At 37.3% G+C, this 20950-nt stretch carries 17 protein-coding genes; 4 read left to right on the plus strand and 13 right to left on the minus strand.

The features are described 5' to 3' along the window. Positions 1 to 65: 65 nt before the first annotated feature. The 12 genes from rnhA to NG809_RS11015 all read right to left on the minus strand — a co-directional run bounded on the left by rnhA (position 66) and on the right by NG809_RS11015 (position 12650). Positions 66 to 542: a ribonuclease HI gene (gene rnhA / locus NG809_RS10960; protein ID WP_262150590.1), complete on the minus strand. Its 477-nt coding sequence runs from the start codon at positions 540 to 542 to the stop codon at positions 66 to 68. 85 nt (positions 543 to 627) lie between these two features. Continuing rightward, complete coding sequence (gene dnaB, locus NG809_RS10965; protein ID WP_262150592.1) at positions 628 to 2205, minus strand: replicative DNA helicase; 1578 nt, start codon at positions 2203 to 2205, stop codon at positions 628 to 630. Between the two features lie 155 nt (positions 2206 to 2360). Then, entirely contained in the window at positions 2361 to 4421 is a 2061-nt protein-coding gene (locus tag NG809_RS10970; protein ID WP_262150593.1) for a gliding motility-associated C-terminal domain-containing protein, read from the minus strand. A gap of 112 nt (positions 4422 to 4533) precedes the next feature. Further along, positions 4534 to 6624 carry a T9SS type B sorting domain-containing protein gene (locus NG809_RS10975; RefSeq protein WP_262150595.1) on the minus strand — a complete coding sequence of 697 codons (2091 nt, stop codon included), beginning with the start codon at positions 6622 to 6624 and terminating at the stop codon, positions 4534 to 4536. 31 nt (positions 6625 to 6655) lie between these two features. Beyond that, positions 6656 to 7264 carry a hypothetical protein gene (locus tag NG809_RS10980; RefSeq protein ID WP_262150598.1) on the minus strand — a complete coding sequence of 203 codons (609 nt, stop codon included), beginning with the start codon at positions 7262 to 7264 and terminating at the stop codon, positions 6656 to 6658. A 124-nt stretch (positions 7265 to 7388) separates the two neighbouring features. Beyond that, the gene (locus tag NG809_RS10985; RefSeq protein WP_262150600.1) at positions 7389 to 8624 is read right to left on the minus strand and encodes an MFS transporter; all 1236 of its coding nucleotides are present in this window, start codon (positions 8622 to 8624) and stop codon (positions 7389 to 7391) included. 71 nt (positions 8625 to 8695) lie between these two features. Continuing rightward, complete coding sequence (locus NG809_RS10990) at positions 8696 to 9058, minus strand: hypothetical protein (protein ID WP_262150602.1); 363 nt, start codon at positions 9056 to 9058, stop codon at positions 8696 to 8698. A 69-nt stretch (positions 9059 to 9127) separates the two neighbouring features. After that, entirely contained in the window at positions 9128 to 10627 is a 1500-nt protein-coding gene (locus tag NG809_RS10995) for a GH3 auxin-responsive promoter family protein (protein ID WP_262150604.1), read from the minus strand. Between the two features lie 90 nt (positions 10628 to 10717). Beyond that, a complete protein-coding gene (locus tag NG809_RS11000) occupies positions 10718 to 10963 on the minus strand; it encodes a hypothetical protein (protein ID WP_262150606.1) in 246 nt (81 codons plus the stop codon). Between the two features lie 138 nt (positions 10964 to 11101). Then, the gene (locus tag NG809_RS11005; RefSeq protein ID WP_262150608.1) at positions 11102 to 11494 is read right to left on the minus strand and encodes a hypothetical protein; all 393 of its coding nucleotides are present in this window, start codon (positions 11492 to 11494) and stop codon (positions 11102 to 11104) included. Positions 11495 to 11688: 194 nt separating this feature from the next. Beyond that, positions 11689 to 12285: a porin family protein gene (locus tag NG809_RS11010; RefSeq protein ID WP_262150609.1), complete on the minus strand. Its 597-nt coding sequence runs from the start codon at positions 12283 to 12285 to the stop codon at positions 11689 to 11691. Beyond that, the gene (locus NG809_RS11015) at positions 12285 to 12650 is read right to left on the minus strand and encodes a hypothetical protein (protein ID WP_262150610.1); all 366 of its coding nucleotides are present in this window, start codon (positions 12648 to 12650) and stop codon (positions 12285 to 12287) included. The genes NG809_RS11010 and NG809_RS11015 overlap by 1 nt, the downstream gene beginning before the upstream one ends. A gap of 153 nt (positions 12651 to 12803) precedes the next feature. Here NG809_RS11015 and mfd point away from each other — a divergent pair, with 153 nt between their 5' ends. From mfd to pth, 4 genes are all read left to right on the plus strand, one after another. Next, positions 12804 to 16187 carry a transcription-repair coupling factor gene (gene mfd / locus NG809_RS11020; protein ID WP_262152572.1) on the plus strand — a complete coding sequence of 1128 codons (3384 nt, stop codon included), beginning with the start codon at positions 12804 to 12806 and terminating at the stop codon, positions 16185 to 16187. 122 nt (positions 16188 to 16309) lie between these two features. Then, complete coding sequence (locus NG809_RS11025; RefSeq protein ID WP_262150611.1) at positions 16310 to 17221, plus strand: hypothetical protein; 912 nt, start codon at positions 16310 to 16312, stop codon at positions 17219 to 17221. A 338-nt stretch (positions 17222 to 17559) separates the two neighbouring features. After that, on the plus strand, positions 17560 to 18501 hold the full coding sequence (locus NG809_RS11030; RefSeq protein ID WP_262150612.1) for a hypothetical protein: 942 nt from the start codon (positions 17560 to 17562) through the stop codon (positions 18499 to 18501). Positions 18502 to 18589: 88 nt separating this feature from the next. Continuing rightward, positions 18590 to 19153 carry an aminoacyl-tRNA hydrolase gene (gene pth / locus NG809_RS11035; protein WP_262150614.1) on the plus strand — a complete coding sequence of 188 codons (564 nt, stop codon included), beginning with the start codon at positions 18590 to 18592 and terminating at the stop codon, positions 19151 to 19153. Between the two features lie 125 nt (positions 19154 to 19278). Here the strand turns inward: pth and NG809_RS11040 are convergent, their stop codons facing one another. After that, positions 19279 to 20874, minus strand: coding sequence for a SulP family inorganic anion transporter (locus NG809_RS11040; protein ID WP_262150616.1), 1596 nt, complete (start codon positions 20872 to 20874; stop codon positions 19279 to 19281). Positions 20875 to 20950 lie beyond the last annotated feature (76 nt).

The following is a 20950-nucleotide window of genomic DNA, read 5'->3' on the forward strand; positions in this document are numbered from 1 at the left end:
ATTCATTAAAAATAAGAGAATTAAGTTTTAAATTTAAACATCTGTAAATCAATAAGATTTAGATTTTAAAAAAGTCCGCCGTTTTCAGGCGCTTCAAAGTTGATATCTACTTCAAGGTTTGATCCTGCGGCGGCAGCAACGGCAAGTCTGTCACAGAGCTCATTTTCAAAATGGCCGGCGTGACCTTTAATCCAATGGAATTTTGGCTGATAAGTATTATACAGCGGGATCATTCTTTTCCAGAGATCAGGATTTTTTACATTTTTCCATCCGCGTTTTACCCAACCCGAAATCCAGTTCTGGTTAATGGCATCAGAGACATACTTGCTGTCTGTAAAAATATGAATGTCATTTTCCGCCGACTTCAGTTTTTCGAGAGCGGCAATCACAGCAAGAAGTTCCATTCTGTTGTTGGTGGTTTTTCTGAAACCTTTTGAGAAAGTTTTCTGATAGTTTTTTTCAGGAACACGCATCAGAATTCCGTAACCGCCTTTTCCGGGGTTTCCGCTGCATGCGCCGTCTGTGTAAATTTCGATTCTCAAAGTGATGGGTTGAGGCTGAGGTTAAGGTTGAGGATGGGATAGAGTTCGTAAAAATTTAAATTCAGTATTGATTTTAAAATTAAATTTAAAACGGAAAATCTTCCTCGTCATCAAAATCATTCATCGATGAACCTGAAAGTTTGGAATTATCAGGCAAATCAAATGCTGCTCCCGGCTGAATGGTGGTTTTAATTTTTTCAAATCCGCTCGGTTCATTAAAATTACCTCCGGAATTCATATTAAACGCCTCTTCCACATCACCGAATTTAGCAAAATGCTTCAGGAACGATAATCTCACGTCTGCTGTGGCACCATTTCTGTGTTTTGCGATAATTAATTCTGCCTGATTTTCTGTGGAGGTTTCTGCTCCTTCTTCATCATTATCCCAGGTTGTAATTTTATAATATTCAGGTCTGAAGATAAATGATACGATATCCGCATCCTGCTCGATCGCACCGGATTCCCTCAAATCTGAAAGCTGAGGTCTTTTTCCCGGCCGTGTTTCCACACTTCTTGAAAGCTGTGAAAGTGCAATTACAGGTATATTCAGTTCTTTTGCGATGGCTTTTAGAGATCGGGAAATCATCGAAATCTCCTGCTCACGGTTTCCGCTTCCTTTTCCACTTCCTCCACCGGCGGTCATCAGCTGAAGGTAATCTACCATCACCATCTTTACGCCATGTTGCATCACCAGTCTCCGGCATTTAGCACGGAAATCGAAGATGGAAAGTGAAGGGGTTTCATCTATGTAGAGTGGAGCATTTTCGAGTTCAGAAACGTTGGAGAATAATCTCTGCCATTCTTCGTCATCCAGTGTTCCTTTTCTTAATTTTTCTGATGAAATTCTTGTTTCCGAAGCAATCATCCTGGTAATTAACTGTACAGATGCCATCTCCAGAGAGAATAATGCCATCGGAATTTTATGACCCACAGCAATATTTCTTGCCATGGAAAGAATAAACGCCGTTTTTCCCATTGCCGGACGTGCCGCAATGATAATAAGGTCGGAATTCTGCCAGCCTCCGGTTTCTTTATCGATATCCCTAAAGCCGGAAGGTACACCCGAAAGTCCTTCTTTATCCTTTAAAGATTTAATGGTTTCAATAGCCTGTTTTACCAAAGAATTGGCAGTATCAAATCCTTTTTTTATTGTTCCGTTGGTGATTTCGAAAAATGACTGTTCTGCTTTGTCTAAAAGCTCGAAAACATCGGTAGATTCTTTATACGAGGAATCAATAACGTTTGCTGAAACATTGATGAGGCTTCGGAGGATATATTTTTCGAGAATTACTCTTACGTGGTATTCAATGTGCGCACTTGAACTTACTCCCATCGTCAGTTCAATAATGTAATGATCGCCACCTGCCAGATTCAGTTTCTCTTCTTTTTTAAGTTCCTGAATGATGGTCATGATGTCAACGGGATGGTTGCCTTCGTAAAGCTTAAGAATTACTCTGAAGATCACTTGATGTCTCGGATCGTAAAAAACTTCCGGCGTTAGTAAGTCTATGGAATGGTCCAGACCTTTTTTGTCGATAAGAAAAGTTCCGATTACCAATCGCTCAAATTCTACTGCATTGGGAGGCATTTTCCCATCTGAAATGGAAAGCTCTCTGGCAAAGTTGCCCTGGGTAAGTGATGATAATGTTTCTTTCTGCGCCATAGTGCAAAGATAAATTTTTTAGCAATGAAATAATAAATACTAATCCCCAATTTGCAATGATAATATTCATAAAGCCTTTTGTTGCGGGGTTTTTGGTGTTAATAAAAAAAACACCCTCAAAATTTGAAGGTGATTTTAAAATTTACTTAAAAAAATTATTCTCTGTTTTTAACGAGGATCCAGCCGCTGTATTTTGTCTGCGTGCTGTTTTTGTTATCCTCAGTCCAGGTAATGGTATACCAATATGTTCCGGTAGGGATTTTTTTTCCTCCTGAAGTACCGTCCCATTTAAAGTTTCTGATTTTATCAGCTTCATAAACTTTGTTTCCATAACGGTTGAATACTGTAAATACCAGATTTTTCTTATATGCTAACGCTGTGTAGTCTACTGCATCATTTACATTATCGCCGTTTGGTGTAATTGCATTTACCAAGTTCGGAACAGTCACTGTCACAATTACTGGATCACAATCAAAAGAATCTTTCACATAAAACGTATTTTCACCCCTTGGCAATCCGGTGAATACGTTAGAAGTCTGCCACGTTGTACCGTTGATAGAGTATTGATACGCAGGATTTCCTCCATTAGCAGTAATTGTTACCGTATTATTTGTTATGTCTAGAGAAGAAACAACAGGTTGATCGCTTGGATAAACATTTACATTCTGCGTAGTAAAGCATTTCCCTGTCTGAAGCTTCACCCAGTAAGCTCCCACAGGAACTCCTGAGATGCTGGATGTAGTTGCTCCTGTACTCCATTCATAACTTAGGAAACCTGGTCCTGCATCCAGAGTTGTTCTGTCTTCCATACATATAGTTTTATCTTTAAGGATTGCAGATTTTACAGGAGGAAGTACAATCAGGGTGATTTTTGTAATTGCCCAACATCCGTTAGTGTCAAAAACTCTTACATACACATCCGTGCTTGCTGTGATATAGCTGTCAGCTGGTATAATTTCGTTTGTTCCGTTATTGGCATCCGCTAAGGTTTTATAGAATTTTTTTGTAAAACCAGACTGTGTTGTGACAACTGCTGAAGTAAGATCAAATTTTGCTGTGGTAGTAGCCGTTTCAATAAAGCAAGATTCCAAAGTTGCTGGAGTTAATACTATCGTTGGATAAAATTTAAGTTGAATTTGCGCAATATAAGTACAGTCATACTGATTGGTAGCTTTTACGTAGACAGTCTTTTCGTTTGAGGTGTAGCTGCCTGGAGCTATAATCTCATTGGTGCCCGCATTCAAATCTGTCATCGAAGGATAATATTTGAGTACAAGATTAGGAATTGAAGTAGGGTTTATTGCAGCAGCGGAAAGGTTGAATACTGCAGTCCCTTTGTTGTTGTTGTTACATTCCGTAAGTGTAACGTTGCTCAACTTAAATGATCGGTCAACAAAAGTTACAGTTCCAAATTCTCTACATTGATTAAGAAAGCTCGTGGGATTTACAGGATCTACATAGCTTATTGCATAATAGTATACATTATTTACATTTACAGAAATCGGCGTGTTTATCGGACTCTGCTCATCTAAGGCATTTGATGCATTCAGATAGTATTGAACAGAAAAGTTTGGATTTCCGTTTATAATGCCTGCAGAAAGAGTATTAAAGTTAAATATTGTTGGGTTTTCACAGACCTTGATTGGTAGAGGTGCAATGAAAGGATTTGGCTGATAGGATTGAGCATACTGATTATCAAAAGGGGTAAGTAACGTAGCTGTTCCACCAAAAGATAATGAGAAGCCATTGGCAGTACTTTGAAAATTATCTACCAAAAGATAATAGACCTGTCCTGCAATAACGTTAAGTTCTGCTTCAAAATAGGTGTTAGTCACTGCTGCAAGTCCCGTATTTCCAGTAGGTGAAGATCCTGCATAGTTACATCTGATAGGATTTACAAGCGTTGCAGGTGTACAGTCTGGATCAGGTCCATAAACTGCGAAATCGTAATCGTTGGTATCTACGTTTGCATCAATTATAAAATTAAATGTTCCAGACGTAGCAATGGTAAACTTGTACCAAACCGAGAAATGTTCACCAGTTTTCAGGCATAAAGTTGGTGGAACATTGGTAATTGGTAGTTCTTGCGTGCCATGGCCATTCGGGGTGTAAGAAATATCTAAATTACCACAGATCGGGATGGCAGAACTACAATCTGACTGCGCATAGAATAATTGTGATGATATTAAAATAAAAAGGAGTAGTAGTTTTTTCATTTTAAATTAATTTTTAACAAAGTTAATTATTTTTTTACTTAATGAGTTGTGTTTGTTTAAAGAAAATAAAAGCCGCACAAAAAATGCGGCTTTCTATTATTGATTTGGTAATTTATTCTCTGTTTTTCAACATTACCCATCCTGAAAATTTGATTGGAGTGCTATTCTTATTATTTTCATTCCATGTAACCGAATACCAGTAGGTTCCGGTAGGTACTTTTTTACCACCTACAGTACCGTCCCATTTGAAATTGTTCATTTTGTCTGCCTGATGAATTTTTGTTCCGTATCTGTCGTATATATTCAGAATTAAATTCTTTTTGTTAGACAGTGCGGAATAATCAATTACATCATTTATGCCGTCTCCGTTTGGTGTAATAACATTGATAATGTTCGGAACAACTACATTCACCACAATCGGCTCACAGTCATAAGCATCTTTTACATATATTGTATGATCGCCTCTACTCAGATCTTTAAATATATTCGAGTCCTGCCAGTTGTTATTATCTAGTGAATAGCTGTATGCCGGCGTTCCTCCCACTGTAAATACTGTAATAGTATTATTGGAAATTTCAATGTTTGAGACCACTGGTTGCTCAGAAGGAAATATTTTAACTTCCTGTTTTGCCCAGCAGTCACCTGTCTGTAATTTCACCCAATATGTTCCTACACCTACATCAGAAATTGACTGTGTAGTTTCACCGTTGCTCCACTCATATCCATCAAAACCAGGTCCTGCGTCAAGGGTGGTTTTGTCTTCCATACAGATTACTTTATCAACCAAGACAGTCGAATAAACCGGAGGAATCACAATTAAAGTAACTTTGGCAACTGTATAGCAACCGTTTCCATTCATTACTCTCACGTATACAACACCGTTAGGAGCGGTATATGTTCCGAAATTTAAAATCTTGTTCGTTTGATTGATTGCGTCTGTTTCAGACGGATAATATTCTTTGGTTGTTCCACTGTCTAAGTTTACGACTGCACTTTCAAGGTTAAAAAGTCCTGTTGAAGGATTGCCTTCGATGAAACATGCTCTGAGAGTAGCCTCAGTCACAGAAACAGTAGGATGGAATGTCAGTTTTATTTCAACAATCGTTACGCAGTCAAACTCATTGGTGGCTTTTACAAATACGGAACCTGCAGCAGCTGTATAAGCATACGGAACGGTAATCTGGCTTGTGCCGGCGTTCAGTGCTGCCATTGATGGGTAATACTGCAAAGTAAGGTTAGGAGTAGCGCCAATGGCTGCGGCAGTAAGATCGTATGTTGCTGTTCCGGTATTGTTATTACTACATTCTGTAAGTGTAACCGGTGTAAGCTGGAAAGATTTATCTAAGAAATTAATAGTATTAAATTCCCTACACTGATTAAGGAAACTTGTTGGCTGAGTTGGGTCTACATAAGATATTGCATACGTATAAGTATTTGCGGCATTCACAACAATCGGGGTTGTGATAGGATTAAAGTCATCTAAAGCATCTGTAGCAGATCTGTAATATTTTACAACGAAATTGGTGTTGTTATTTAAAATCTGTGCAGACAAAGTTGAGAAATCAAATGTTGCCGGATTGCTGCAGATTGTAATTTCACCATCCTGATTTTCACCTGGTTCTAAAAATGGATAGGGTTGATAAACCTGAGCAGAACTATTGTCGAAAGGCGTTAGCAAAGTTGCTGTTCCTCCGAATGATAAAGAAAATGGTGCAATGGTAGGAGAGAAATTATTTAAAAGTAAATAATAAACCTGTCCCGGTAAAACATCAATGTATTTCACAAAACCATCTCCGCCAGCATTTTCTGTAGTGTCAGTAGCGGTCATGTTCAGACCGGTAACGGGAAAAAAAGCACTTCCTGATCCAGCGTATGAGCATCTGAGAGGTGTTGCATTCACATTGGCACAGTTGTGATTTGGGCCGTACAGTGCCCAGTCGTAATCAATATTGTTTGCGCCAGGTCCGGTAGGCGTAATCACGAAAGTAAGAGTTCCCGCAGTCTCGACGCTGAAGGTAAGCCAAAGAGAATTACTTTCCCCACTCAGACATCCCCCCGTTTCTGCTTCTTCAACGTTTCCTACACCACCCGGTGTAAGTGCAATATCAGAATCTCTACATACCGGGATTGCCGTTACACAGTCTTGCTGCGCAAACATCAGTTGAGTAACGAGAAGGGTTAAAATAAATAGATATTTTTTCATTTTTATTAACGTTTTAATGTTAATCCGAAGATTATTTAATTGAAGAAATCAGCTGTCTGCCCCAGTTTGGAGAGGTTTCAGTTTCAAAGTCTTTTGCTGCTTTCGCATAGAGTTGGTCAGAATTCAGACTGTTGAATTTCAGATCAGAAAATTTTGCTGCCATTCCCGCTTTCAAAAGAGTAAGTCTTGGGTTGTCCGGAGATAAAGCTTCAGATTCTGAAATAATTTTTATGATAAGTTCTTTATCTTTCTGTACATCTGGTGAATTATCAAGATGAATTCTCTGCAATCTCGCAAGACCCACCAAAACCTTTACATCAGCATTGTTTGGCTGTGCACCCACGATGCTTCCGGCATATTTTAGAGCCAAAGCATTAGATTCAAAAAGTGCTTGATTGGAAGACTTTTTGAGTAAGGATTCAGTTTTTAAGTATTGAGCAACAGCAGAATAATAATATGACCTCCATTTCTCAAGCGAGGTAGATTTTGAAAATTTCGCAAACATAACTTCATAGTCTGATGCGTTTTTAGCAGCATTGATCATCGCAATTTCGTTGTCAGCCGTTTTACCAGCGGTAATCTGTGCCGATACTCCTATTGATGCAACAAATGTGCAGAGAATGAGTATAATTTTATTCATATTTTATATATTTAACAAAAACAAATTTATATAAATTGACAGTACTGAACAAATTTTAGATATGATTATTTAAGAAATTGTCAATGAAAAGGCTTTGTGGTTGAAAAAAAATAATTTTATCGCCTTAATATTGCATTTTCCTTAATTTCGGATTTGTGCTTCCCACGAGTACCGCAATGAGCACCGTTAAACTCCCGCCAATAACCACAGATCTTACAGCGCCTAAAAGTTTTGCAGCCAGACCGCTTTCAAATTGTCCCATTTCGTTGCTCGACATAATGAATATTGAGTTTACGCTCAAAACCCTGCCACGAATGTGATCAGGAGTTTTCAGCTGTACAATGGTTCCCCGGATCACTACCGAAATTCCATCCAGCATTCCACTCATCACTAAGAATAAGAATGATAACCAATAGTAATTTGAAAGTCCGAAACCAATAATGCAAATTCCGAACCCTGCTACAGCAACAAGCAAAATTTTACCCTGATTTTTTCTGAGTGGAACCAACGCCAAGGTTGTTATAATAATCATCGAGCCTATATCTGAAGCTGCGTTTAATAAACCTAAACCGTCTGCTCCGGATTTTAATATATCGGTTGCAAAAACGGGAATCATGGCTACTGCTCCTCCAAAAAGTACAGCAAACATATCCAGATACAAAGCTCCGAGAATTTCTTTGGTTTTATAAATGTACGAAACGCCTTCGCGAATGCTTTCCATTACTTTTACACTTCCTTTTTTATGCTCAGAAAACTGTTTGTTGAGCTGCCAGAAAAATACAGATGAAACTGTAATCAGAATCACAACCGTTAAAACGGTCCATTTAATTCCGTAAAATTCAATCAAAAATCCGCCGGCAGCGTGACCGCAAACTGATGAAATTAAAAATGTTGCCTGATTAAGCGTGATCGCATTGGGAAGATTAATTTGTTTTACAATTTTAGGAATCATAGAAGGAACTATCGGTCCGATAAAAGCCCTTGCAATTCCCGTAAAAAAGATGACAGCGTAGATAAAATAAGTAATCTGATGACCAGTAAAATGAAGTTCGGAACTGTAGAATGCCGGAATCAACAAAAGCCCAATCAGGAAAACGTAAGCGTAAGTACAAATCAGTAAAAGTTTCTTTTTCTCGTTGGTATCAATAACGTGCCCGGCGTACAAAGCACAGCTTACCGCAGGAATCACTTCAGAAAGTCCGATAAGTCCGATGGAAAAAGGGTCTTTTGTCAGCTGATACACCCACCATCCCAACAATGTAGCGAGCATTCTGAAAGCCAAAACAATAAAAAATCTTCCGGTAAGAAGATTTCTGAACTCAACATTTTTCAATGTCTGCAGCGGAGAGAGTGAAATCATATACAAAAGTAGCCCTAAAAATTAATTTAGAGCTACTTATCATTTATTTTAAATTAAAATTAAATCATTTTTTAATCTGCTCTGTTCGAGCTGATCACGATTGCTGCCACTGCTGCTGCGCCAATTACTACGGCACCGCCCGTTACTCTTGCTATGGAACGGTCTTTCACAGATGCGATAGCACTTTTTGGGATGGTAACTTCTGTACTGTCTTTTTTACCTTTTGTACCTACGATATTATCACCAACAATGTTTTTGAAAAGTATTTTTTCTTTTGCTGAACCGTCTTTTTTCTCTACGATGTAGATTTTCCCGGTTTTAAGATTAGAATAATTGTTTTGAGAAATATCTTCGCTATACTTTGTCGTCGCACATGATGAAATCACGAATAATGATGTAAGAAGGGAAGATTTTATTAGTACAGATGCTCTCATTTTAATTTTTTAGTTTTTCAAATTTATAATTTTTTTCGAATATATCTTTTGGGAATTGAAAAAATGTGATTATAATTTATAAATTTCAAGTAATTCTGCCAGTTTTCTGTCATTCGCGAGTCTAGGAATTTTATTTTGTCCACCCAGTTTTCCCTGAGATTTGGCATATTCATTAAAAGCACTCTTTTTAAGTTTTGAAATTTTAAGCTTTTGCAAAATATTTCCGGAAATCAAATCATCATAATAAGTATTTCTGCTTCTGAGCTGACTGTCGAGTTCTTCTTTGAATAATTCTAAATTTTCAGGTTCTTCTTCGAACTCAATAAACCATTCATGGTAAGGAAGTTCGCTCCCTGCATTCACCTGTGGAGCAAGGTGGAATTCTGTAATTTTCGCAGGGTATTTCAGAACGGTAGATTTCAACGCTTCTTCTACTTCAAAAGCAATAACGTGTTCACCAAAAGCTGAAGTAAAATGTTTTGTTCTTCCGCTCACCAGAATTCTGTGTGGGTTTTTATCAATAAACCTGACCACATCGCCGATAGAATAAGCCCAAAGACCTGAATTGGTGGTTAAAATTAAAGCATAATCTTTATTGAGTTCAATATCTTTTAAAGTTAATCTCTCGGCATCCGGTTTTCCATATTGTTCCAATGGAATAAATTCGTAGAAAATACCGTGATTGGTCAAAAGTAAAAGTCCGTCTTTCGTATAATCATCCTGAAAGGCAAAAAATCCTTCCGATGCCGGAAATGTCTGTACAATATCAACTTTTCCTCCCAAAAGAAATTCCATTTTATCTTTGTATGGCTCGTAATTTACGCCACCTGTAACAATTAATTGAAGATTTGGGAAAAGCTGCTTGATTTTTTTACCGTGCTTCTCGGTGAGTTTTTCAAAATACATCACCAGCCAAGGCGGAATTCCGGAAATCAAAGTCATGTTTTCGTGCTCTGTTTCTTCCACAATTTTGTCGACTTTGGTTTCCCAGTCTTCAATTAAATTGGTTTCCCAGCTTGGAAGTCTGTTTTTCTGAAGATAATTCGGGATATGATGCGCTACAATCCCTGAAAGGCGTCCTGTTTTAATTCCGAAAACCTCTTCCAGTTCCGGACTTCCCTGCAGGAATATCATTTTTCCGTTAACGAAATCGGCATTGTTTTTCTTCGCGATGTAATGGAAAAGCGCACTCTGAGCTCCTTTCACCTGAAAAGGCATCCCTTCTTTAGAGATCGGGATATATTTTGAACCCGAAGTTGTGCCCGAAGTTTTGGCAAAATATTCAGGCGTTTCCGGCCAAAGAATACTGCGCTGGCCTTTCTTTACTTTTTCAATGTACGGTTTCAGGTCTTCATAATCATTGATGGCTACTTTGTCCTGAAAATCTTTTACCGTTTTGATATCTTCAAAATTAAAAGTTCTTCCGAATAGTGTTTTTTCAGCAGTTTGAACCAACGACAGCAATAGCTCTTCCTGCAGTTGAGGTGCATTTTTTTTGAAACTTTCAGTTTGGGCTACATGTTTTTTAGCCCAGACAACAGCGATATTTTTCTTGAGGAAATTTAGCATGGTTCAAATTTATAAATAAAGCCGTTTCATTCCACCAAAAAACCGATGAATGTCATCGGTTAGTCTGTATTTTTCACAAAAAGGAAGTGATTATTTGTTCTGTTTGAATTTTTTGTCAGGCGTTCCGTCCTTTTTCAGTTTTTGGTTTTCCTTGTATCGTTTGTCGGGAGTTCCGTCTTTTTTAAGCTTTGCAGCAGGTTTTGCGGCTGGTTTGGGTGCAGCAGCTTTTGTTGTCTGTGCTGTTTTAGGAGCAGTTTTTGTTGCGGGAGCCACTTGCTGTGCCTGAGCAATTCCCAATCCGATGATGAGAAACAGGACCTTAATTAAATTCTTCATGTATTTTTTTTAAAATTTCAAATCAAATATAAAATAAATATTCATCATAACAAACACAACATCAAAAGTTTAAATCTATTTCATAAAAAAACCTGCATCAGTATTGAAGCAGGTTTTAAAATTTTAAATTCTATAAGATTATCTGTTACAGTTGGCGGTCCATGTTTTACCGTCCTTACTGTACGCAATCTTTAAATCATTGTTGTCGATTCTTACGTAAACCAAAGCGTTTGATCCCACCATTACCAATGAGTTGTCGCCTGTTTTTTGAAATTCAAGTCCGTTCAGGTCAGGAATTCCGTTGCTGAATGCGAAATTGTATTTAGTTCCGCTCGCAATCTTAGTTACAAATACACTTCCTTCGTTGGTGCTGATATTATTGCCATCTCCATTGTAAGAAACACTTCCCTTGTAGGTTCCTGCAAAAAAATCATTATCTGCCGGATCGTCGTCGTCCTTGCAAGAAGATAAACTGATCGCTGTGAACATCACAAGCACTAAGACACCGAAAATTTTCATTAAATTTTTCATAAAACTTAAATAGTTTGGTTAGGCTAAAGTCATTTTCAAACGATGTGCCGAAGCGGTAAGCATTAGGTAGTTTTTAACGGAAATTTATAATAATTGGGTGAATTTTAGAAATTAATAAGAATAATTGCTCGTGCATTTCTTCAGATTAAATAGAAATATGGTACTTGATTTTCTCAAAGTTTAGATAATAAAAATTATTTCTCATTTAAATTCAGCCTGACACCAACATTAATGTAAAGCAATTGAGATCTGGAATAATACCTGCTAAGATCACTGTCATCAAATTTTATCTGAGAATTGTAAAAATAAATTTTAGGCGAAGCAAAAACTTCAACAATTTTGTTCTTTGGAAATTTGTAAGAAATCTCAGTTCCTAACAAAAATCCAGCAGCAGTTTCTCTGTAATCATCATCAACATACTGAGATAGGTTACTGAGCCTCATGATTCCGGCTCCAATCTGACCCTGCACGTTTAATCCGTTTTTAAAAGGGTATTTATAAAGAAAATAGGCGGAGAAATTGGTAAGTTGTGGTTTTTCCAAGTCCCCGTAAACACTTTTGTTCTTCACCTCAGAAAAAGCCTGGCTTAGTTCCAGACCAAATCCCATGTTTCGCTTGAATACAGTTTGAAACGTCAGTCCGAAGCCGAAAAAGTTTTTTACGCCGTCTTTTAGATAGTTGTCGCCCATCGGAGTTACACTTACCACATCAATTCCCAAAGATGGCTGTGGTTTTTGACCGAATGACAGAGCAAAACAAAAAACTGTGATTGATAGTAGAAATCTTTTCATTATTTGATCGTTATGTTTGAGAATTTCACGTGACTAAAATTTTCCGGAAGTACTATAGATAAAGAATCCTGTGCTATCGTACAATCTTCTGAATCTGTAGTAAAACTGATTATTTTTTTACCTAAATAGAGATGAACTGTCTCTGCAACATCCGGTGCACCCATTTCGAAAGACCCATCACTTTTTGTAATTGCATTTGAGATTGGATAAGAGAACGTTTCCAGTGAAACTGATGCTTTGCTCACGGGCTGATTATTGGAAGTGATTTTCCCTTCCACAAAAACTCTGGAATTGTTTACGTAATCTGTTTCGCAGGAAATCAATGCCAGTAAAATGAGCATTAAAGGGATAAATTTTAAATTCATAACAAATATTTTCACGAATGTAATCTTTACTGCTTAAATCTCAAAACCGGGAAGATGAATTTTTCTTAAATATTAATTTGCGTATTTTTGCATTCAGTAACGATTTCAGGAACAATTCTTGAAATCGCTTTTGTCGTTGACACCAATATTATTATGCAGCTAAAAAAAATAAGCGAAACTTTACTTCCTGCTTTTCTCAAGAATGAGTTTGGAAAAGATATTTTTACCACTTTACAACAGCAAAATCACGTTTCTGTAAAAGGTTTTGCAGGTTCTGCGGTTTCAATATTTACAGCAGAACTTTTTCTCACGCAGAAAAAAACTGTCTTATATATAATTGATGATAAAGAAGATGCATTGTATGTAAGCACCGAAATGGAAGATCTTTTGGGGAAAGAAAAAGTGCTTTATTTTCCTGCTACTCACCTCGAGCCTTATCAGGTTGAGAAAACACAGAATGCCAATCTGGTTCTCCGCACCGAGGTTTTAAATAAAATCAATGCCGGGAAATATCCTAAAATGATTGTTGCCTATGCCGGAGCTTTGTCTGAAAAGGTTTTAAAGAAAGAAGATTTTAAAGCCATTTCACACCATATAAAAGTAGGCGATCAGCTAGATTTTGATTTTGTGGATGAATTGCTCAATCATTACCAGTTCAATCAGATCGATTTTGTTTCCGAGCCGGGCGAATTTTCTGTACGTGGTGGGATCGTGGATGTTTTTTCTTTTTCCAACGAAAAACCTTACAGAATAACCTTCTTCGGAAATGAAGTGGAAAATATTAAAACTTTTGACATCGAAACACAGCTTTCGGTTTCAAAGGTTGAAAGTTTTCAACTTGTGTCAAATATGAATTTTTCAGTTTCGGGAACTAAAGTTTCTCTCCTCGAAATTTTGCCTAAAGAATCCCTCATTGTATCTAAAAATCTTGAATCTTCCAAATCAAAAATCAGAACTTTCTACGAAAAAGCTCTGGAGAAATTTGAAGGTTTAAGTAAAGATATCGCTCACAGGTCTCCACAGGAATTATTTATTTCAGATGAAGATTTTCTTTTTGAATATAAAAAGTTTAAGACCGTTGATTTTTCCAGCACTGCTGCATCGGGAATCCCGGATCAGTCATCCATCGTTTACAGTCAGACTGCACAGCCTTCATTTCACAAAAATTTTGAACTTCTTGTCGAAGATTTGGAAGAGAAAGAAGCAGCAGGATTTGAAATGTGGATTTCATTCTCCGGCGACAAGCAGAAAGAAAGACTGGAGTCTATTTTTGAAGATTTGGGAAGAGGCGATATCGGGAAGCGCGAAATTAAATTTAAAAGTTTTAAATCTGAACTTCATGAAGGTTTTGTAGATCCCGACAGTAAAATAATTGTTTATACCGATCATCAGATATTCGACCGATATCAGCGTTATAAAGCCAAAAATTCTTTCGCCAAATCTGAACAGCTTACTCTGAAAGATCTGATGTCTCTGAAAGTCGGTGACTACATTGCCCACATCGATCATGGTATCGGAAAATTTATGGGTCTGGTAAAAGTAAACAATGACGGAAAAGTGCAGGAATGTTTTAAATTAACGTATAAAAACGGAGATCTTCTGTACGTCAGCATTCATTCTCTTCATAAAATTTCAAAATACAACGGTCCGGATGGGAAAGAAATAGTTTTAAGTAAACTGGGTTCACCTGCCTGGAAATCATTAAAACAAAAAACAAAAGCCAAGGTAAAACAGATCGCTTTTGACTTAATAAAATTGTATGCCGAGCGGAAAACAGCCAAAGGATTTTCTTTTGCACCGGATTCTTACCTTCAAAACGAACTGGAGGCGAGTTTTATCTATGAAGACACACCTGATCAGGAAAAAGCAACCATCGACGTGAAAAACGACATGGAAGCAGAAACCGTGATGGACCGTTTAGTGTGTGGTGACGTAGGTTTTGGTAAAACAGAAATTGCAATTCGTGCCGCCTTCAAAGCAGCGACAGACAGTAAACAGGTGGCGATTTTGGTTCCGACCACGATTTTGGCGTTTCAGCATTACCGCAGTTTTAAAGAACGTCTGAAAGATTTTCCGGTAAATGTTTCTTATCTGAACAGATTCCGTACGGCTAAGCAAAAGGCAGAAACCATCGCCGGTCTGAAAGACGGAAAAGTTGATATTGTGATCGGAACACATCAGCTGGCATCAGAAAAAGTAAAATTCAAAGATCTTGGCCTTTTAATCATTGATGAAGAGCACAAATTTGGAGTGGCAGTTAAAGATAAACTGAAAACTTTAAAGGCAAACATAGATACGCTTACTCTTACAGCGACGCCAATTCCGCGTACTTTGCAATTTTCTCTGATGGCAGCGCGCGATTTGTCGGTTATTAAAACGCCACCACCAAACCGTCAGCCTGTAGAAACACAGATTGTAGGTTGGGATGAAGAAATTATCCGTGATGCGGTTTCCTATGAACTTCAACGTGACGGGCAGGTCTATTTTATCAACAACAGAGTTGAAAACCTGAAAGATATCGCAGGTTTAATTCAGCGTCTCGTTCCGGATGCAAAAGTGATCACCGGTCACGGCCAGATGGAAGGTAAACAGCTTGAACAGAACGTTCTTGATTTTATGGACGGAAAATACGACGTTCTCGTCTCCACAACCATTGTAGAAAGTGGTGTAGATGTTTCTAATGCCAACACCATTTTCATAAATGATGCGCAACGTTTTGGGATGGCAGATATTCACCAGATGCGGGGAAGAGTGGGACGTAGCAACAGAAAAGCTTTTTGTTACCTCATCACACCGCCATTTGACATGATCACATCTGACGCTAAAAAAAGGCTTGAAGCAATCGAGCAGTTTTCAGATTTGGGAAGCGGTTTTCAGATTGCAATGAAAGATCTGGAAATCCGTGGAGCCGGAGATCTTTTGGGCGGCGAGCAGAGTGGTTTCATCAATGAAATGGGTTTTGAAACGTATCAGAAGATGATGCAGGAAGCTTTGGAAGAGCTGAAAGACGATGATGAATTCGGAAGTTTATTTGAAAATGAAGAAGACCGTAAGAAATTGTTTAAAACCGTAAAAGAAGTCAACATCGAAACCGATTTAGAACTGATGTTGCCGGATTCCTATGTTTCTAGCACCGAAGAAAGACTGTTGCTCTATCAGAAATTAGCTGATATCGACAATGAAAGTGATTTGGAAAAATTTGAAGCGGAACTGAAAGACCGTTTTGGCAAATTGCCGGAAGAGGTGGTTAATCTTTTGAAAAGTGTTGCCCTGAAATGGCTCGCTGCAGAAATCGGTTTCGAAAAAATTGTAATGAAAAACGGAATTTTCTTAGGGTATTTCCCGTCTAATCCTCAGGATAAATTTTATCAGACCGAAAAATTCAGAAATATAATTTCTTATCTTACTCAAAATCCTGCCCGTGCTCAACTGAAAGAAAAGGCAGGCAAAGAAGGAAATAATCTCATGATGCGGAAGGATAAAGTGAAAAATGTGGATGAGGTGAATATTCTTCTGAAAGCTATCTTAGGAAATTAATCTATTGCTCTGCAAATAAATAAAAATCTAAAATTCGTTTTAGATTTTTTTTGTTAATAGTGTAAAAAAAATCACATCGTATTGAAAATAAATTATATTTGTGTCTGAATAATTAAAAACTTATGACTAAAAACAAATTTATTACTGGTGTGGCAACATTGCTTCTCGGTTTCCTTTTTTCCTGCGATAATACTACCGCAGATCCTATCAACAATAATCTTAACAATCCGAACAATCCGAACAATCCGTCAGGCGGTGGTGGCGGTGGAACGCCAACTATTTCTGGACCACGAATTTTACACAAAGTTACAGTAAACAATGTAACGAATCAGGAGTATTTTACCACGGGAACTACTTTGGAAAAAGCAGTTTTCAAAGAAGCGAGCGGGCCAAGTTCTTTTCTGATTGGAAGAGTGACTTATACATCAGGTAAAATTTATAGAGTTAAATTTGAACAGGAAGTTAATGGTTCCGTTCCGGCAAACAGCCTGTCTTACGAATACAATCTGACCTATGATTCAAGCGGGAAAATAAATTATACAACATGTACAACAATGGCTGGATCAATACCCAGCTTCAACAGTGAATACACTTACACGTACGATGGCTCAGGAAAAATGACAAAAATTGTTGAAAAGAAAAAAGCAGGGACAACCTATACTCATTTTACCAATTACACACTTACAAATAGCGGTGACAACATCACTAAGGTAGCTATAGAAAACGGGATGACGAGTCCTACAGGTGTGCCGGATATGTCGACTGTATATATGAGTACTTCGTATAATTTTGACGGGTATGACACCAAAATTAATCCTTACACTACACTACCTAAAGCATTTTTTATAACCTGGAGTCTGTTACACCCTGCTAATTTTTGCTCACTTTCAGCCAACAATGTGATGACCTTTAATATTATAAATCCTGCTCCAATCCCAGCAATTCCGGGAGCGTACACTTATTTGTATGATTCTCAGAATTATCCTGTTTCAGATCAGAGTCAGATGCAGAAATATCTTTACAAAGCATTATAATTTAGCTAAAAATGATTTTCAAACAAGAGAAATTGAATAGAACTTAATTCAATGATAATGTTCGGGAATTTTTAAATTATCCATTGAAAGCTGTCTTTACGGGCAGCTTTTATGTTGAAGTAAATCTGAATTTTGTTTTTAACTGACTTAAATGATATCGTGAATAGTGTTGTTTTAAATTTAAAACCTGAAATATTTTAAGTTTAAGAAGCAGTTATTACACCGATATATTCAATTCTTTAAATTTTTAATATTATTTTGCGACATTCTGCATTAGAAAGTGTTTCTTATTTAAAAAAAAATTATATTTGTGGAAAATATAAGTAATCTCTTTGAAAATGAAACAACTCTTCTATTTTATATTGCTGGTTGCAGGTTTGTCTTCTGTACACTCCTGTAAAGATTTGGTGGATGAAGAAGGAAATCCGCTGATCGACCTTAACGAAAACAGTGGTCTTATCGGGCCGAGATCTTTATTTAGAGAAATTACAGATTCTGATACCATCGCAGAATACCGTTACAACGGTCTTTTGCTTTCTAAAGTTCTTACAAAAGGAAAATATACAAGATCAGTAACAGATCTGATGTGGAGTGGTGATAAAGTCAGCAAGATTACATTCTACGGATTTTTAGATGAAGATAAAAACGGTGCCCTGGATGCCGACAGTGTGGCTTACACGCAGTTGCTTACTTACGGCGCTGGTGGCAGACTTACGATTATCGCAGAAAACAGAATCACTTATGTGAAGAAAATTCCGCCAGGAGGTACTGTACCTGCATTACCTTGGGTAGTTGATAAAAAATATAAAAAAATCTATAACCTTGAATACGCAACCGGTACAGATAAGCTAAGCAAAATCACCATGAGAAACGGTGAGGAAATTACAGGAGTGCCGTTTGATTATACAATGTATTCAGTTTCAAACTATGTTTATTCGGGTGACAATATTGCTACAGTAGAAAGAAACTACGGGCCAATTAATGCAGGGACATTCGGAGCAGCTACTGAGAAATACAAGTATGAATATTTCACTTTAGATACACAGATTAATCCTCATACACTGTTGCCTTTTGCTTACAAAATTTCTCACTTACTTTCTACAAGAGTAAATGATGAGAAAAGCCACAGCTTATCAATCAACAATCCGCGAAGAATGACGATTACCGATCTGATGATTCCTATTCCTACTCCGGTTGTATTTACAACCAATTATACATACGATCCACAGACGTATATGACTAAAGGTTTTGGAATTAATTACATCTACAAGCCACAATAAGAACAAAGTTTTTACACAAACCAAGCCTCATCTTTTATAAGATGAGGTTTTTTTATTTTTAAAAATTTAATTTTGCAAAAAAAATAGAATGAAATACCTTATCGTAGGATTAGGAAATAAAGGAGTTGAGTATGAAAATACCCGTCATAATATTGGTTTTAAAGTAGCTGAAAAAATTGCTGAGACATTAGAAGTATCATTCAACACAACTAATTTTGGCTGGATGGCTGAAGGAAAATATAAAGGAAGAAAAGTTTTTGTTCTGAAACCTGATACTTACATGAATCTCTCCGGAAATGCCGTTAAATACTGGATGCAGAAAGAAAATATCCCTTTGGAGAATGTTTTGATTATCACCGATGATCTTGCACTTCCCTTCGGAACTTTAAGAATGAAAATGAAAGGATCTGATGCTGGACACAATGGTTTAAAAAATATCAACGAAGTTCTTCAGACTCAAAATTATGCTCGTTTAAGATTTGGAATTTCCGCTGAATTTTCTGAAGGCAGACAGGTAGATTATGTTTTAGGAACGTGGAATGCTGAGGAATCTGAAAAGCTTTCTGAAAGAATTGAAAAATTTGCCAAAGCATCTTTGTCTTTCGTCTTTGCAGGAATTGGCAATACAATGTCTGCATTTAACGGAAAATAAATAAAAAAGACCATTTCTAAAACTTTGAAATGGTCTTTTTTTAAATTGAATATTTGAAATCTGAATATCCTCAATCGTCTAAATATATAACACCCAGCATCCAGCACCGAGCACCCAACATTCCGCTACATCGCTCTTTTGTGTGTAATCACAATATGAGAATTTTCGTCGGTCTCATAATCTTTATAGGAAGTTTTAAAACCGAGTAATTCTACTTCAATATCTTCTTCACTCGCTCTGATGTTGGCAAATTCCTGAATCATTTCCAGCACATCTGTGGCAATATAAGCTGTTGATCTGGCGTCAAAAATAACTTTAGAGTTAGGTTTAATGTTTTTCAGTGTTTTTTTGATGGCTGCTTTATTAAGAAATGAAACTTCTTCAGCCAGTTTAATAGTGATTTCATCTGCGTCGTCCAGTTTTTCTTTACTCAGATAATAGGCACGTTTCATATTTCCCTGAAGAATATAAAATACTGAAATTGCAAGACCAATGCCCACGCCTTTCAGCAAATCTGTTGCTACAACAGCCACTACAGTGGCTACAAACGGAATAAACTGAAATTTGCCCAGTTGCCAGAAGTGTTTGAATGTAGCCGGCTTTGCAAGTTTATACCCTACAAGAAGTAAGACCGCCGCCAAAGTTGCAAATGGAATCAGATTTAAGACAACTGGAATTGATAAAACACAGATTAAAAGCAAGACACCATGAATGATTGTTGATGCTTTAGAAGTAGCTCCCGCATTTGCATTAGCAGAGCTTCTTACTACAACAGATGTCATCGGCAGTCCGCCTATAAACGAACTTACAAGATTTCCGAGTCCCTGGGCTTTTAATTCGAGATTGGTATCTGTAATTCTTTTCTGCATATCAAGACGGTCTGATGCTTCTATGCACAATAGTGTTTCAATAGAAGCCACAACGGCAATGGTTGCTCCCGTAAGCCAAACTTTCCAGTTGAGAAAGCCTGCGAAATCAGGAAGGGTTATATAATTTTTAAAATCATCTAAATTTTTTGGAACCGGAAGTGAAACTAAATGTTCTTTCCCAATAGCCAAAGAACTGCCCGTTGATTTAAAGATCTCATTCAACAAAATTCCTATCGTAACAGCTACTAATGCTCCGGGGAGAACTTTAAGCCTCTTTAAAGCGGGGATTCGGTCCCATGACAATAGTACTGCAAGTGAAATCACTGTGATAACAATGGCTCCGGGATGAATAGCACGGATAAGTTCGGAGAAATAATTAAAATTAATTCCGTTGTCAAATATTGATTCATGACCTTCGTAATCTTTATCAAAACCTACCGCATGCGGAATCTGTTTTAAAATAATAATAATTCCGATGGCTGCGAGCATTCCTTCAATTACATTATTTGGAAAATAATTAGAAATACTGCCTGCACGAATGAAACCTAAGACAAGCTGAATAAGTCCTGCGATAATGCCTGCACAAAGAAACAGTTCAAATGCTCCCAAATCTGTGATTGCAGTTAAAACAATAGCTGTAAGACCTGCTGCAGGTCCGGAAACTGAAATGTTTGAGTTGCTTAATGAGCCTACAATTATACCACCTACAATACCCGCAATGACACCTGATAACGGCGGTGCACCTGAAGCTAATGCGATACCCAGACACAAAGGAAGGGCAACTAAGAAAACCACTAAACCTGAAGGCAGATTTTCTTTGATCCCTCCTGAGAAACTTTTATTTTTTTTCATGGCTGAAAAAATGTTTAAAAAAATTTTGAAATATGGACGAATTGCCGCTGGATGAGCGGCATATTATAAAGTAAAA

The sequence above is a fragment of the Chryseobacterium foetidum genome (genome assembly GCF_025457425.1).
Taxonomy (GTDB): Bacteria; Bacteroidota; Bacteroidia; order Flavobacteriales; family Weeksellaceae; genus Chryseobacterium; species Chryseobacterium foetidum.

Coding starts and splice junctions, on each gene's coding strand:
- NG809_RS10970 (WP_262150593.1), bottom strand. CDS start 4,421: ATGAAAAAACTACTACTCCTTTTTATTTTAATATCATCACAATTATTC.
- NG809_RS10980 (WP_262150598.1), bottom strand. CDS start 7,264: ATGAATAAAATTATACTCATTCTCTGCACATTTGTTGCATCAATAGGA.
- NG809_RS10995 (WP_262150604.1), bottom strand. CDS start 10,627: ATGCTAAATTTCCTCAAGAAAAATATCGCTGTTGTCTGGGCTAAAAAA.
- NG809_RS11040 (WP_262150616.1), bottom strand. CDS start 20,874: ATGAAAAAAAATAAAAGTTTCTCAGGAGGGATCAAAGAAAATCTGCCT.
- NG809_RS10985 (WP_262150600.1), bottom strand. CDS start 8,624: ATGATTTCACTCTCTCCGCTGCAGACATTGAAAAATGTTGAGTTCAGA.
- NG809_RS11010 (WP_262150609.1), bottom strand. CDS start 12,285: ATGAAAAGATTTCTACTATCAATCACAGTTTTTTGTTTTGCTCTGTCA.
- NG809_RS11015 (WP_262150610.1), bottom strand. CDS start 12,650: ATGAATTTAAAATTTATCCCTTTAATGCTCATTTTACTGGCATTGATT.
- NG809_RS10975 (WP_262150595.1), bottom strand. CDS start 6,624: ATGAAAAAATATCTATTTATTTTAACCCTTCTCGTTACTCAACTGATG.
- pth (WP_262150614.1), top strand. CDS start 18,590: ATGAAATACCTTATCGTAGGATTAGGAAATAAAGGAGTTGAGTATGAA.
- NG809_RS11005 (WP_262150608.1), bottom strand. CDS start 11,494: ATGAAAAATTTAATGAAAATTTTCGGTGTCTTAGTGCTTGTGATGTTC.
- mfd (WP_262152572.1), top strand. CDS start 12,804: ATGCAGCTAAAAAAAATAAGCGAAACTTTACTTCCTGCTTTTCTCAAG.
- NG809_RS11025 (WP_262150611.1), top strand. CDS start 16,310: ATGACTAAAAACAAATTTATTACTGGTGTGGCAACATTGCTTCTCGGT.
- NG809_RS10990 (WP_262150602.1), bottom strand. CDS start 9,058: ATGAGAGCATCTGTACTAATAAAATCTTCCCTTCTTACATCATTATTC.
- dnaB (WP_262150592.1), bottom strand. CDS start 2,205: ATGGCGCAGAAAGAAACATTATCATCACTTACCCAGGGCAACTTTGCC.
- NG809_RS11000 (WP_262150606.1), bottom strand. CDS start 10,963: ATGAAGAATTTAATTAAGGTCCTGTTTCTCATCATCGGATTGGGAATT.
- NG809_RS11030 (WP_262150612.1), top strand. CDS start 17,560: ATGAAACAACTCTTCTATTTTATATTGCTGGTTGCAGGTTTGTCTTCT.